Annotated in this window: 11 protein-coding genes; 10 read left to right on the top strand and 1 reads right to left on the bottom strand. The window is 38.9% G+C overall.

Features of this window, described 5'->3' with window-relative positions; genetic code table 11:
- The first annotated feature begins 27 nt into the window (after nt 1–27).
- The 3 genes from AB1A03_RS02945 to AB1A03_RS02935 all read left to right on the top strand — a co-directional run bounded on the left by AB1A03_RS02945 (nt 28) and on the right by AB1A03_RS02935 (nt 2,792).
- Nucleotides 28–894, top strand: coding sequence for a carbohydrate ABC transporter permease (locus AB1A03_RS02945; protein ID WP_354623082.1), 867 nt, complete (start codon nt 28–30; stop codon nt 892–894).
- Nucleotides 894–1,784, top strand: a complete 891-nt coding sequence (locus AB1A03_RS02940) for a carbohydrate ABC transporter permease (protein WP_354623081.1) — start codon at nt 894–896, stop codon at nt 1,782–1,784. Before AB1A03_RS02945 ends, AB1A03_RS02940 begins: the two co-directional genes overlap by 1 nt.
- Nucleotides 1,785–1,904: 120 nt before the next feature.
- Entirely contained in the window at nt 1,905–2,792 is an 888-nt protein-coding gene (locus AB1A03_RS02935; protein ID WP_354623080.1) for a glycoside hydrolase family protein, read from the top strand.
- A 237-nt stretch (nt 2,793–3,029) separates the two neighbouring features.
- Here AB1A03_RS02935 and AB1A03_RS02930 read toward each other — a convergent pair whose 3' ends face one another.
- Nucleotides 3,030–3,797: an FCD domain-containing protein gene (locus AB1A03_RS02930; protein WP_354623079.1), complete on the bottom strand. Its 768-nt coding sequence runs from the start codon at nt 3,795–3,797 to the stop codon at nt 3,030–3,032.
- A gap of 359 nt (nt 3,798–4,156) precedes the next feature.
- Here AB1A03_RS02930 and AB1A03_RS02925 point away from each other — a divergent pair, with 359 nt between their 5' ends.
- The 7 genes from AB1A03_RS02925 to AB1A03_RS02895 all read left to right on the top strand — a co-directional run bounded on the left by AB1A03_RS02925 (nt 4,157) and on the right by AB1A03_RS02895 (nt 14,257).
- Nucleotides 4,157–6,418 carry a beta-galactosidase gene (locus AB1A03_RS02925; RefSeq protein ID WP_354623078.1) on the top strand — a complete coding sequence of 754 codons (2,262 nt, stop codon included), beginning with the start codon at nt 4,157–4,159 and terminating at the stop codon, nt 6,416–6,418.
- A gap of 478 nt (nt 6,419–6,896) precedes the next feature.
- Nucleotides 6,897–8,171 carry a carbohydrate porin gene (locus tag AB1A03_RS02920; RefSeq protein WP_354623077.1) on the top strand — a complete coding sequence of 425 codons (1,275 nt, stop codon included), beginning with the start codon at nt 6,897–6,899 and terminating at the stop codon, nt 8,169–8,171.
- 204 nt (nt 8,172–8,375) lie between these two features.
- Nucleotides 8,376–11,042, top strand: coding sequence for a beta-galactosidase (locus AB1A03_RS02915; RefSeq protein ID WP_354623076.1), 2,667 nt, complete (start codon nt 8,376–8,378; stop codon nt 11,040–11,042).
- On the top strand, nt 11,042–11,230 hold the full coding sequence (locus tag AB1A03_RS02910; protein ID WP_354623075.1) for a hypothetical protein: 189 nt from the start codon (nt 11,042–11,044) through the stop codon (nt 11,228–11,230). Before AB1A03_RS02915 ends, AB1A03_RS02910 begins: the two co-directional genes overlap by 1 nt.
- Nucleotides 11,231–11,293: 63 nt before the next feature.
- Nucleotides 11,294–11,992 carry a hypothetical protein gene (locus AB1A03_RS02905; RefSeq protein WP_354623074.1) on the top strand — a complete coding sequence of 233 codons (699 nt, stop codon included), beginning with the start codon at nt 11,294–11,296 and terminating at the stop codon, nt 11,990–11,992.
- 64 nt (nt 11,993–12,056) lie between these two features.
- Nucleotides 12,057–13,253, top strand: coding sequence for a LamG domain-containing protein (locus AB1A03_RS02900; RefSeq protein WP_354623073.1), 1,197 nt, complete (start codon nt 12,057–12,059; stop codon nt 13,251–13,253).
- Nucleotides 13,254–13,645: 392 nt separating this feature from the next.
- On the top strand, nt 13,646–14,257 hold the full coding sequence (locus AB1A03_RS02895; RefSeq protein ID WP_354623072.1) for a hypothetical protein: 612 nt from the start codon (nt 13,646–13,648) through the stop codon (nt 14,255–14,257).
- Nucleotides 14,258–14,325 lie beyond the last annotated feature (68 nt).

Genomic DNA, 14,325 nt, shown 5'->3' with positions numbered 1-14,325 from the left:
TTATTATTATTAAAAAGGTAAATGGTTGTGAAAATTGATAAAAGACTCTATCTGCTAATTCCAGCGCTATTAATGTATGTTATCTTCATGATATACCCAGTTATGAATGGCTTCTCTCTCTCGATGACAGAGTATGCAGGGGTTGGTGAAGCTAAATGGATAGGCTTCGAAAATTATAAAGAGATTTTCCAAGACCAACGTTATATTCAAGTCCTTAAAAACACATTAGTTTATGGCGTAGTAGTCGTTGTTTTCCAAAATGGTATAGGGCTTGTTTTCGCTGCCATTTTGAACAGCTTACCCGTTGTCCGTAATTTTTTACGAACAGCTCTTCTTGTGCCATCAATGCTCTCTTTAGTTATTGCGGGTTATATATGGCAATATTTATACGCCCCAATAGGCGGTGGCCTAAATGAAGCCCTTGTTGCTTTAGGTATGGACAACCTACAACAGGTCTGGCTTGGTGATTCTTCAATTGCAATCTTTTCAGTTGCAGCAGTACATGTTTGGATGTTTGTTGGTTACTCTACTGCAATATTTTTAGCGGGTTATGCAGGTATCTCTTCAGAAATTAAAGATGCAGCAAAGCTAGATGGTGTATCTGCGGTGAAATCGTTCTGGCACATCGATATCCCTTTACTGGCTCCAGCAATCACGGTTAACTTAACACTCGCAACGATTGGTACACTTAAATCATTCGAATTCCCGTTTATCATGACAGCCGGTGGTCCTGATTACGCAACAATGACGCTAGGATTACAAATTTTCCACTTAATTTTCCAAGACTTTAAATATGGTATGGCTGCCGCCCTTTCAGTTGTTATGATCGGCTTCGTTGGCATCATCACATTAGTTCAAAACAGTTACCTACGTGCAAGAGAGGATCGTATCTAATGAACACTACAATCACTAACCCAGCTACATCTAGCACAGACACTGGTCAAAAAATAAAAGACCTATTTACAACGCGTCGCTTAAAAATCGGTGGTTTAACTGCATTAATGGGTCTTTTTACATTTGTTATCGTATCACCCGTTTTATACATGCTCTTCATGTCTTTCCGTACACGTAAAGAGATTATGATGGACCCGCTTGGTCTGCCTAATACTCTACAGTGGGAAAACTACGTTAACGTCATTGGCGAAATGAACTACTTTGGTGCTGTTTTTAATACCATCGTTATTACCGTATCGACCATTGTTGTGGTTGCTATTTTGTCTTCACTAGCGGCGTACCCGTTAGCACGACTACGTGGCAAAATATCAAACTTTGCTTACATATTTTTTATGTTAGGTATGATTATTCCACCCTTTGCAGCACTAACACCACTTTACCTATTTATGCGTGATTTAGGGCTACTTGATTCAACTATTGGTCTAATTATTGTTTATAGTGTAGGTAACTTACCATTAGGTGTTTTCTTCTATACCAGCTTTATCAAAGCGATTCCGGTTGAGTTAGAAGAAGCGGCACGCCTTGACGGTGCTAGTTTCCTACAAACATACTGGTTTATCATTTTCCCAATGCTTAAACCAATCACGGGTACCCTTGCAATATTTGTGACTTTATCTTGTTGGAATGATGTTATTAACCCACTTATCTACATCACCACTGAGACTAAACTAACAATTATGCCAGCTGTATTAAGACTGTTAGGAACTTACTCGGTTGATCCGACACAGTTATTCCCAGCAGCGGTACTTGCATCGTTACCGTTACTAATACTATTCTTCGCATTGTCGAAACAGATTGTTAATGGTATGACAGCAGGCGCTGTTAAATAATCCCCTCTATTCAATGCCTCTCTATGTGAGAGGCATTTTCAATACAATACCACTGCGCTATTCACAACCACACAACAGTAATCCCACAACCTTTTTAATCACTCTGATCAGGAGAAGATAATGTTATCGATCACTGAAAATAAACCTGCAATTATTTCTGAATTTTGTTATCAACTCACAGGTGTTGGCCGTATTTTAGAAGATAAAGATAATAATGTATGGGGATGCTCTCCGATATATGGCCCTGATGGCAAAGTTCATCTTTTTTATTCACGCTGGAAAAATGAAGCAACCCACCTTGGTTGGCTTTCCTGTTGTGAAATAGCACATGCTATTGCCGACAAACCCGAAGGTCCTTATGAAACCGTAGATATCGCACTTACAGGGCGAGGCGGTGACTGGTGGGATTCAATGACTTGCCATAACCCAACCATTCATAAAATTGGTGATAAATATGCACTGTTTTATATCGGCACCACTGAGGGCAGCGTTTACAGTAAGCGTATTGGTATGGCAACCTCAGATTCACTTTATGGCCCATGGAAGCGCTGTGACACCCCTATTATTGAAACGAACCCAGATTGTAATGCATGGGATTCAATATGTACATCTAACCCCGCTTTACTGCAACACCCTAATGGGGAGTTATGGCTCTATTATAAGAGTTGGTCAATTAGCGATTGGGAAAAAGACCTCCAGGAGGGAGATTGGAAACGCTCAAATAGACAATATGGATTAGCTGTTGCAAATAGTTTAGCGGGTCCTTGGATTAAAAGAGAGCAGCCTATCATTGATTTACGCGCACAAGGAGGCTATGCACAAAGTGAAGATGCTTATGTTTGGTCAGAAGATGGAAAATTCAAAATGATTATGCGCGACATGGGTGTTTGGAATCACCAATATGGGCTCTATTTTGAATCACAAGATGGAATATATTGGTCTGAACCGACGATATCATTTATGAACTCTCACCACTATTTCGATGAACAACTAACCGGTTTATCATGAAGGACGCTTTGAACGTCCACAATTGCTGATGCGTGATGGTAAACCAGAATATCTTTTCTGTGCACTTCGTGGCGGGAAATATAAAACCTCATCGGGTGCCGTGCTTAAAATAGGCTAACCTTTAGCTATAAAAGCAAGTATTCACTTACTTTTATAGCTGTGATTGAATAATTGCGATTGGATGCAACGTGGCTATCTAATAGCAAAAAATGGACCTAATATCTCTCCAGATTAGTATCACATTTCAATGTCAAGATCTAAGCTAAAGAAGTAATCCTCTAAATCTACATTCTCTACATCACTACCTGCTATTTTCATTAACTGTTGTTTACTATTTTCTATATGTTGCCATACCGCTTGACGTACTTCTTCAGAAGATCTTTTTTGTAATGCTAAAAGAATACGCTTATGATCATTGAGCCACATCTTTTTTAATTCAATATTATGGAGAAACTGATTATTAAGTTCACGCCAAAGAGGATTGTTAGTTCTAACCGATTTCCACATCTCATTAGCTTGATTAATCAACATTCTGTTTTGTGTTGATTCAGCAATCAAACTATGAAACTGACGGTCTAACTCTTCAAATTTTTCGCTGTCACCATCGAGTTCATTAATTTGAGCGTCGAGTACTCTCTTTAATTCACGCAGTTCATTAATTTTAATCTGGCTTGCCGCAAACGCAGCTATATTACTTTCAATGATTTGTCGCGCTTGCAACAATTCAAAGGGGCCAATGTCACTATGGGGAATAAAAGAACGGTTAGTGATTTTATCTGGCGAATCAATAAAATAAATTCCTGCCCCCTGACGCACAACAACGAGCCCTTTCAATTCAAGCATAATAATTGCTTCTCGAATGGTTGCACGACTAGTCTCAAATCTTTCACTTAATTCGCGCTCTGATGGCAGTCGCTCGCCAGCTTGAAAAACACCAGAATAGAGCAACCCTTCAATTTGTAAACCAATATCGTAATAACGTCTTTTAGTATTTACTTTATCCATGCATCAACCACCATTTATAATTTTTAATAAACGTAAACTGTTTTCATAATGCCAGTCTACCCCATTGTTAATAGAGCGCAATAGGTGAGTTATTGTCAGCACACAAAACAAAAAATTATTCCTTTATTTCAGGGTTAAAATAGTGAATTTTCCAACATTATTTTTATTACAAACTATGCCAATGGCAAAGTGATAACAATTTCAAAAATATGGATAAAAATGTTAACAGCATTACAGGGTGATTAATCCGTCATGATGCGAGTCAGATCATATATTAGCCTTTAAAATTGGTTAACACCCACACTCAATTGGTCTAGAATCAATAAAGGATAAGACAATTAATCATAGGTAAATAAATAATGGTAATCTCAACCCAAGATGCAATCAAAAGATCAGAGTTTGACACGTCAGTCACTCTGTTTGATTTTAACGATGCAAAACTGCCCAACGAATTTTCATTTTCAAATGTAGATGCAGAAATCACGCCGATTGTTTCTCAACATGATGAGCAGCAGTATGGTTTAAAAATACATACTCAAAGTAAAGAAAACTTTAAAACCTCTGTTTTTTTAAAGCCTCAAAACGATATTTTATGGAACTGGAGCCAATTAACAAACTTCTGTTTTGCCTTCGATGCAAACAATCTCGGAGCACGCTCTACACAGGTGTTTATCAATATATTCGATAAAAATGGCACCATGCATAGCCGTAGTATTAATATAAAAGGGTCAACAAAAAATACTTACCTTGTTGAATTAAAAGGTGAATATTTAACAGGCCGCACTAACTATTATTCAGGTTTTCGTTCCAACCCTGCACCATGGTCTAGCCCCTTTGAATATGCAACCTGGATGTGGGGGTCAATGAATATTGACCTGACAGCAATTGCGTCTATTGAACTGAGTATCCACGGAACGTTGATTGATCATGACCTTATTTTCAGCCAATTTCGCTTAATGCTAAGCCCTGATGTTAACCCTGAGTTTCTCACCAATATCATCGATGAGTTTGGTCAAAATGCACAGTTTGAATATCCTGAAAAAGTACACGATGAAGCACAATTAACTCGCTTCATGAACGAGGAGTTAGCAGAGCTAAAAGAGGGAGCGCTCACTAACCGCTCACGCTTTGGTGGTTATACCGGTGCGAAAAAATTTACAGCAACAGGCTATTTTAGAACAGAAAAATTTGATGGCCAATGGTCGTTGATCGACCCAGAGGGCTACCCTTACTTTGCAACCGGTATTGATGTTATTCGCCTTGCGAACGCATACACCATTACCGGCATCGATTATGATCAAGCGCTTATCGAACAACGTCATCCGGATGATTTAACACCTGAAGATTCGATTGAAAAAATCACTGCTTCTGATGCAGCTAAAGAAACGGCATTTGTAGGCAGTGCAGTGCGCCGTGACTGTTTTAATTGGTTGCCTAAATACGATGAGCCATTAGGTCAACATTATGGTTATATGCGTGAACTTTTTGATGGCGCACTAGACCACGGCGAAACCTTCAGCTTCTACTCCGCCAATTTAGAGCGCAAATATGGCACTGAAAATTACCTGCAAAAATGGCGTGACGTCACCATTGACCGTATGATCAACTGGGGCTTTACCTCTTTGGGCAACTGGGCTGCACCTGAGTTTTACCGCAATGAAAAAGTCGCCTTTTTTGCTAATGGTTGGATAATTGGTAACTTTAAAACCGTCAGTAGTGGCGATGATTTTTGGTCGCCACTGCCTGATCCCTTTGACCCATTATTTAGAGAGCGCGCTGAAGTGACCGTTGCTCAAATTAAGGAGGAGATCCAAGATTCTCCTTGGTGTGTGGGGATATTCATCGATAATGAAAAATCGTGGGGGCGCATGGGCACTATCGAAGGCCAGCACGGTATTGCCATTCACACCTTAAGCCTTGATGATGAAACTTCACCAACTAAAACGGTATTTACACAACAGCTGAAAGAGAAATACCACACCATTGAGCAATTAAATAGTAGTTGGTCAACGGCATTTTCAAGCTGGCAAGTGATAGAAAAAGGGGTCTCAGGATTAGCCCATAACGAAGCACAATTAGAAGATTACGGCATGCTATTAGAGATCTACGCTGCAGAGTATTTCAAAGTGGTTAACGAGTCATTAAAAGCACAGCTACCAAACCACCTCTATTTAGGTGCACGATTTGCAGATTGGGGTATGACCCCCGATGTGGTGAGAGCCGCTGCAAAACATTGTGATGTGATTAGTTACAACTACTACAAAGAGGGCTTACATCCACAGCAGTGGACCTTTTTAGAAGAGGTCGATATGCCCAGCATTATTGGCGAGTTCCATATTGGCTCTAAAGATACTGGCTTATATCATCCAGGGTTAGTGAGTGCAGACAACCAAGTAGAGCGTAGTAAAATGTATGAAGATTATATGCATACTGTCATCGATAACCCCTACTTTGTCGGTGCTCACTGGTTTCAATACATTGACTCTCCTATAACAGGCCGTTCTTACGATGGGGAAAACTATAATGTTGGCTTTGTTTCTATTGCAGATGTACCCTATAAACCTATGGTAGCAGCAGCAAAACGCCTACATAATGAGATGTACCCTCGCCGTTATAAATAACATATTATCAATAAAGAGTGTGGGTAAATATACTCACACTCTTTAAATGCAAACAGTTCAACCAATTACAAGGACATAGGGCAACATAAAAACAAGCTCAACTTCAACAACTTACAGAAAACGAAGGAAAAATAACCATCCATTCAACTACCAACAAGAGAGTGGCAAACTACCAACAAACAACAATCATTTACCAATTCGTGATTCATAGCACAATTATGAATATTAACACTTAACAAACAAAAGTATAAAAACCCAACAAAACGCCCTAAACAACTGATAAACAATGCTTTATTGCACAAGAACAACAAAAGCCAATATATACCTACAAATAATAAGGGTTAATAATATAACCAAAGTGTTAAACCTATCACTGTAAATTGGTTGTCCATTCCTTAAAATACCCCCATAAATAAACACCTATTTTAGGAAATCGATTATTTATAACTTTACTTCATCATTTATCTAAGGACGAAAAATGAAAAACAACCTTTTAAAATACTCAGCATTGTTTTCCGGAATAATGCTTGCCTTTTCGGCTCAAGCAATTGACAAAGGCTTTAGTTACCATGGTTACGCAAAAGGAGGCATGGCTACTACGAGTGATGATATCTTAAATAAATCGGGTTATGACTGGGCGAATAATGGTATGAATATCTTCCGTTTACCAGGCAATACCTACACTAACTCATCAGGTGGCCGCCTTGGTAATGAAGCAAACTGGTTAGAGATGCATATCGCTCATGGTTGGGAAACAACAAATGATATGGATTGGGGCATAAAAGCCAATGTTGTGTATGGAACAGACCTTGATCTGGATGAGCTTTATACACAAGGTTCAGGCCTTATTCCTTCAAACCCTAGTGCAACGGTCTGGGCTGGTAAGCGTTACTTCAACCGTGTAGAAACCTTTTTAACAGATTCACAATCAATGTCTAATGATGGTTCTGGTTTTGGTATTGAAAACGTCGATTTCGGTTTTGCTAAATTTCATTTTGGTGTTACACGCAACCTTTATGCTGAAGCGCCTGCAGATGGTGCTGGTGAGTTAATGGCATTTAGTTCTTCATTATCAGACATCAAACTACTTGATGACTTATCAATGAATCTATATGCAAACTTTGGTACTCCATCAGGTCCAGATAGTGAAAACAAACAGAAAAATAAGCGTGATGCTTATCAAGGTGCTGTAAAATTCCGCTTAGGAGATTGGGGCTCTTATAACGAATTATTCATTCGTTATTCAAATAACGCATCAGGTTCAATGACACGTAGTTGGGAGCCTTTACCAGAGTATCAAATCGGTGGTTTCTGGCAAGGTTACCATGCATTCAACCAAGCTTTCAGTGTTTCATATATTTGGCAACATGAATCAGCAAGATACGACCAACAATCTCGCGATGAATCAGGTATGAAAGTAATCGATTCTGATTGGGATACATTTGTAGTTCGAAATACTTATAACTGGAATACACGCACTTCTACACAGCTTGAACTTGGCTATGAAATGATTGATTTTACTGCTGTAAACTCCGGTGATGATGGGAAAAACAAAGGCCATAAAGTTACACTTAGTCAAGACTTACACATAGGTGGTGGCTTCTGGGATCGTCCTGTTATTCACTTCTTTGTAACCTATGCAAAACAAGATGTCGAAACTAAAGTTTATGACCGCTGGGGATTAGATGGCGATGTGAAAATGGGTAAACACGATGCCGTAACCTATGGCGCTCAATTTGAAGCTTGGTGGTAAGAGTTACGCTATGGTAAATCCTAAAATAATAGTGACTTACCCTTAGTTAAAACCTTAAAGCCCTATAAACACTTTTATCGGGCTTTTTCCTCAACTTCAAGGCGCTTATTAAATGAGTGGCAAAGTGTTTTAGCAAAAAGCTAACGTTAATAGGTTTCTTCAATTTCATTAACGTACATGCTGTAACAATTAAGAAGATAAATCATGATTAAAAATAAACTTTCGTTGGTTATACCAGCAATTTTACTTGGTGTAGTTGGTTGTCAATCAACAGACACCAAAAATACGGCAATAGATGCGTCAAGCAATACTGCAACTTCACTGCCAGACTTTGAAACAGCATCCTTTTTGTCAAATGCTCAAACATCACATGCTAGTGCGGAATTGGTCTCTAAATCGGGGGTAACAGCAGGCAAAAATGCGGTTCAAATTAATTTTGAAGCGGTGTCTGAAGCGAATAAATTTAAATACTGGCCAAATGCAAAATTTTTCCCACAAGGTGAACCTTGGAATTGGAACAACAAAGGCAGTTTTAAAGTTGATGTCACAAATCCAACAGATACAGAAGCTTATATCATTTTCAAATTAGTCGATAACGTTGGTCAAATGGGTGCTGCAACAAATCAACTAAACTATGCGACACAGATTCCTGCGGGTGAAACAAGAACAGTAGAAATGCTATTCAACGGTGGTAAACGCAACCTACCTGGTTACTGGGATGGGCAAAACCTCAACTTACGTAAACTTGCTGAACTGCAAGTCTTTGTACAAGGGCCAATAGACGCTCAAACAGTGATCCTTGATAATTTCGAACTTATCGATGCGACTGGTGACTTTATCTCTGCTGAAGAAAAAGTAATTGAAGCGGGCTCTATTCCAACGCTACAAATGATCACTGAATTTGATGATGGTGAACTCAGTTTCGTAGACACAGAACGAAGTGTTGCTACAAATATCAATAAAGTAAAAACACAAGAAGGTCAGGGATTACACATAAAATTCACGGCTACTGATGACTACCCTAATGTTACCTTCAAAGCACAAGAACCTTGGGACTGGTCTGTCGTAGATAACTTTAGCCTAGCCTTTGAAATTGAAAATCCAACCGATGATGCAGTACAAATGTTTCTACGCGTGGATCAAGCTGAGAACAAAAACTGGGGCGGCACAGCAGATGGTGTTAAAGATAGTATCTCTAGCTATATGACACTACAACCACATGAGAAAGCAACCTACTACATGCCACTTAGTCAATTAGACGGAAAAATTGTTTCAGGCATGCGTAGTGAACCGCCAAAAAAATCATACAATGCACAAGCAATTAGTTACGGTTGGGGTGAAAAATCATTAGATCTATCAAACATTGTTTCGATTCAGCTCTATCTTCAAAACCCAACAAAAGACGCTGAAATTATAGTCGATTCTATTCGTTTAATTACAAATATTGATGCAGATACAAGCCGTTATGAAGGCCTTGTGGATAAATTTGGTCAATTTAGAGGTGATGATTGGAACGAAAAAATCAAGTCAGTTGAAGAGTTACGTACACAAGGTCAAGAAGAGCTCGCCAATATTGGTAAATCGCAGCCAATGCAAGGCAGATGTAAATTTGGAGGTTGGGCTGATGGGCCTCGCTTAAAGGCAACCGGTCACTTCCGTACAGAAAAAACCGATGGTCAATGGAATTTAGTTGATCCTGAAGGCTGCTTATTCTTTATGACTGGTCTTGATAACATCCGTATGGATGACACGGTTACAATAACTGGTATTGATTTTACTAATCCTGAAAAACGCGAAGGCGCTGAGTTGAAATCTGAACTACGTCGTTCAATGTTTGAATGGTTACCTGAATATTCAGATCCTCTAGCAGAAAGCTATGACTATGCTGGCTATGTCCATTCAGGAGCGGTACAAAAAGGTGAAGTATTCAGTTTTTATCGTGCAAATCTAATGCGTAAATATGATACCAACAAAGAAAAAGCGATGAAAATATGGCGCGAAGTAACGCTAGATCGTATGCAAGAATGGGGCTTTACAACGCTAGGAAACTGGATTGATCCTGCCTTTTATGGCACAACAAAAGTTGCTTATGAAGCACACGGTTGGATCAACGGCAAGCATGCGCGAATTAGTACCGGTAACGACTACTGGGGACCGATTCATGATCCATTCGACCCTGAGTTTAAAGTAAGTGCGCGCGATATGGCAGAAGGACTTGCTAAACAACTTGATAAAAACGACCCGTGGTTAGTAGGTATCTTTGTCGACAATGAGATCAGCTGGGGTAACGTACTTAATGAAGCCAACCACTTTGGTTTAATCATTAATGCCCTATCTTATAATGTAAAAGAGAGCCCTGCAAAAGCGGCATTTTCAAGCTATCTAAAAGGTAAATATACAACAATCAAAGCATTGAACAATGCATGGAATACCAACGTTAGTTCATGGAAGGAGTTTGATACTTCGTTTGATCATCGCGAAAAGTTAAACAAAGGTATGAAAAATGATTACTCTGCAATGTTAACACTATTATCAGAGAAATATTTTTCAACTGTTGACGCTGAGTTAAATCGTGTTTTACCTAATCATATGTATTTAGGGGCTCGCTTTGCAGACTGGGGTGTAACGCCAGAGATTGCAGCAGGGGCGGCAAAATACGTCGATGTGATGAGTTATAACCTCTATGCAAACGACCTCAACAATCCTAAAAAAGCGCACTTTAAAAAGTGGTTAGCAAAAATTGATAAACCAAGCGTGATTGGTGAGTTCCACTTTGGTTCGACAGATACCGGTCTTTTCCATGGTGGTATTGTAAGTGCTTCAAACCAAGCAAACGTGCTGAGATGTATACCAAGTACATGCAAAGTGTAGTGGATAACCCTTACTTTGTTGGTGCACATTGGTTCCAATACTTAGATTCACCCGCAACTGGCCGAGCGTGGGATGGCGAAAACTACAACGTAGGTTTTGTCACCATTGCTGACCAACCCTATACAAAACTAATTGAAGCGGCAAAAGCATTCAATAAAGGTTTATACCAAAATCGATTTTCTAAATAGTAAAAACAAATGTCGTCTAGCTGTTAGGCGGCATATCAACAATGCATATATAAGGATATACAAATGAAAAAAACATTATTAACCTCAGCAATATCGCTAGCAATGTTATCTACATCAGCAATGGCTGCAACCACTGTAATTAATACATTTGAAGGAACAATTGCTGAACCTGTTGATGAGGTTGCTTATGTAAATAATGGGGCTGCATATGATCTTACTGCTGCAAATGCAGGATTTACTTCGGCAGATGGTCAGGTTTGGGATATTGAGTTCAATGCAGCTAATAGTACTGACTACCAAAAAGTAGGATTTAGTGGATTAGGTGGAACAAGCTTTGATTTAAGTAAATATAACGAAATTAAGTTTGATGTTTACAACACATCTGGTGCAGCAATTGATTTTGCTTTGCGACTTGAAGATGTAAATGCAGCAGTTTGTAATTTAGAGCAATATGGTTTTGCCGTTGCTAAAATGGATACTATGACCTTAGATTTAACAACTTGTACAGATGTAAATCTTAGTAAAATTCAATATATCCAATTTTACGGAATGCCATGGGCAACATTAGCAGCTTCATTCCAAATCGATAACATGGTTGCTGTAGGTGACGATCCGACTGATCCAGTTGATCCAGTTGATCCAGTTGATCCAGTTGACCCAGTTGATCCAACTGAACCAACTATCCGTACAGGTGGGGCTTTCGGTACTTTTGGTATCATGCTAATGGGAGCTTTTTTATTCTTCAAACGCTCACGAAAATAAGATAAAAGAGAGTGTCAAATCGGCACTCTCTTTTATTATGCAGTTAATTAAAAGAGAAAAAATCATGAATAAAATAATTTTATTTCCTTTGCTGGCAATTGGTTTAACAGGTTGTGGCTCTAGCTCTACCGAAACCCCAGCTCCTCAGCCTCCACCGGTAGAGGAACCTAATACACCGATTACTGATATCGCACGCAATGGTTATAAAGCATTAAGTTATGACCCTAGTGACGTCCAACAATTACCCGTTCCTGCAGCGATTGGTGAAGGTAAAAACTGGGTTGAAGTAACAGCAATGTCTGATGACTTTACCTATGACTTTTCGCCTAGAACTGAAAAAACCTATTTTGGCGAAAATGATAAATGGTATAACTTTTACCATGCCGATTGGGATGGCCCAGGTTCGACCTATTGGAAACATGATCACGTTTCAGTTAAGGATGGAAATCTAGCTTTTAAAGTATCACGAAGCGCAAGCAGTGGTAAGCAAGATAAACCAGGAGTTGATGCAGGTGTTATTAGCTCCGCAAGACAGGTTGTCTACCCAGCTTATGTCGAAGCAAGTGTAAGCTTACCTGATGTATCATTAGCGGCAGCAGTATGGTTATTAAGTCCAGATGATACGCAAGAAATCGATATTATAGAAGCTTACCCTGGTGCAGAAAATGGTAATGATTATTTCTCTGAATTGATTCATTTAAGCCATCATTCATTTATTCGAAAGCCCTTTACTGATTACCAACCACGCGATATCAACAGTTGGTGGAAAAGTGATATTCATGGATTTGCCAGCTGGGGTGATTTTGGCTGGAATAGTGGTGATAGACAGTATATCCAAGTGGGTACATACTGGATAAGCCCTTTTCACTTTGAATATTACATTGATGGCGAGTTAGTGCGTGTACTTTACAAAAATGCCTTCGCTAGTAAAATCAACGATCAGTGGCACTATACTTACCCAGCAGCTGATAATGGCCACATAATTATTGACAAAGGCTACCAAGTTACTGAAGAGTATGCTGTGAGCGATGAAGACTTTAGCTTTGCAACATTAAAAGCAGCCAGTGCTAAATCAACGCTATCGGTTATCGATCCCTACAGCTATCAATCAGGTAAAGGTTTTTACAAACCCGCTGATATTATTATTAACATGGAGCTACAAAGTTGGTGGGAAGCAGATCCTACAGATCAACAACTTGCTAATGAATCGGGTAAAACAACAATGTTAGTTGATTGGATCCGAGTTTATAAACCCAAATAGTTAAGCTCAATAGCGAGTCACTAACAAGCAATACTAGCCGTGTTCGAATCGAGCGCGGCTTTTTAATTTTCAACTTAAACACCTAATAATAGTATGAAGCACTAGTTCGCTATCAATTACTCCCCCCCCCACCAAAAATAGGTTAAACACTCACACAAACTGGTGTAATTCTTATACATTTTTGAAATGATTTGCAAAGAAAAGTGAAGTAAAAACCAAAAAAAACAACTTAAAGACAACGTAAAGTAGCTAATATCATCTCAATAATGTGATTGAAACTCATCAAATAACACACAATTATAAACTGATCACAAAAAATATATATATTGGTATGTATACTTATCAAAATTGGTTATCCAACGTGTTGTTGGAAATTTTAAAGGAGATAAACCATGTCAATGATGAAAAAAAAACTTACCATTGCCCTAATGACAGCAGGAATGATGGTTGGTTGTGCAAATACCAGTTCAGACAATAGCAATATAATTGAAACCGACAGAATGGCAGAAGAAAATGTTGAATCAGTGCAGATCAACGTTACTGAAGGCGAATTCCTTGCTAAAACTGCAAAGTTATATACAAGTTATAAAGTTGTAGACGACTCATTAGAAATCATCTTTGATAGAGTATCGCAGTCAGAAGCTAACTCAAAATGGCCAAGTATCAAGTTTCATCCTGTCAGTGGAAACTATGACTGGAGCCATAAAAAAGGGTTAGTGCTTGAGTTAGAAAACAAAGGCACAGAAGAAGCACGTATTGAGTTGAAAGTTTCCGACAACATAGGAATAATGGGCGCTGCGAAGCATCAACTAGATCTTCCTATCTATCTGCCACCAGGTGTATCAACGGTTAATTACCTATTTGATGGCGCTAAAAAAGGCCTTGAAGGTTACCGTGGAGGTAGCGATTTATCACTCAATACGATCGCAGAATTTACACTCTATTCGGTTGGTCCAATTTCAGAGCAAACTATTGTAGTTCACTCAATAGATTATATTGACTAAACAGTATCAACCAGGTTGAATTTTTCAGCCTGGTTTATCTCCCCCTCTTTAAGTATCTATTTTAGCTA

Source organism: Psychromonas sp. MME2 (assembly GCF_040566515.1).
Classification (GTDB): Bacteria; Pseudomonadota; Gammaproteobacteria; order Enterobacterales; family Psychromonadaceae; genus Psychromonas.
Note: the sequence above shows the minus strand (reverse complement) of the source record. Positions and strands in the feature narration are given on the sequence as shown.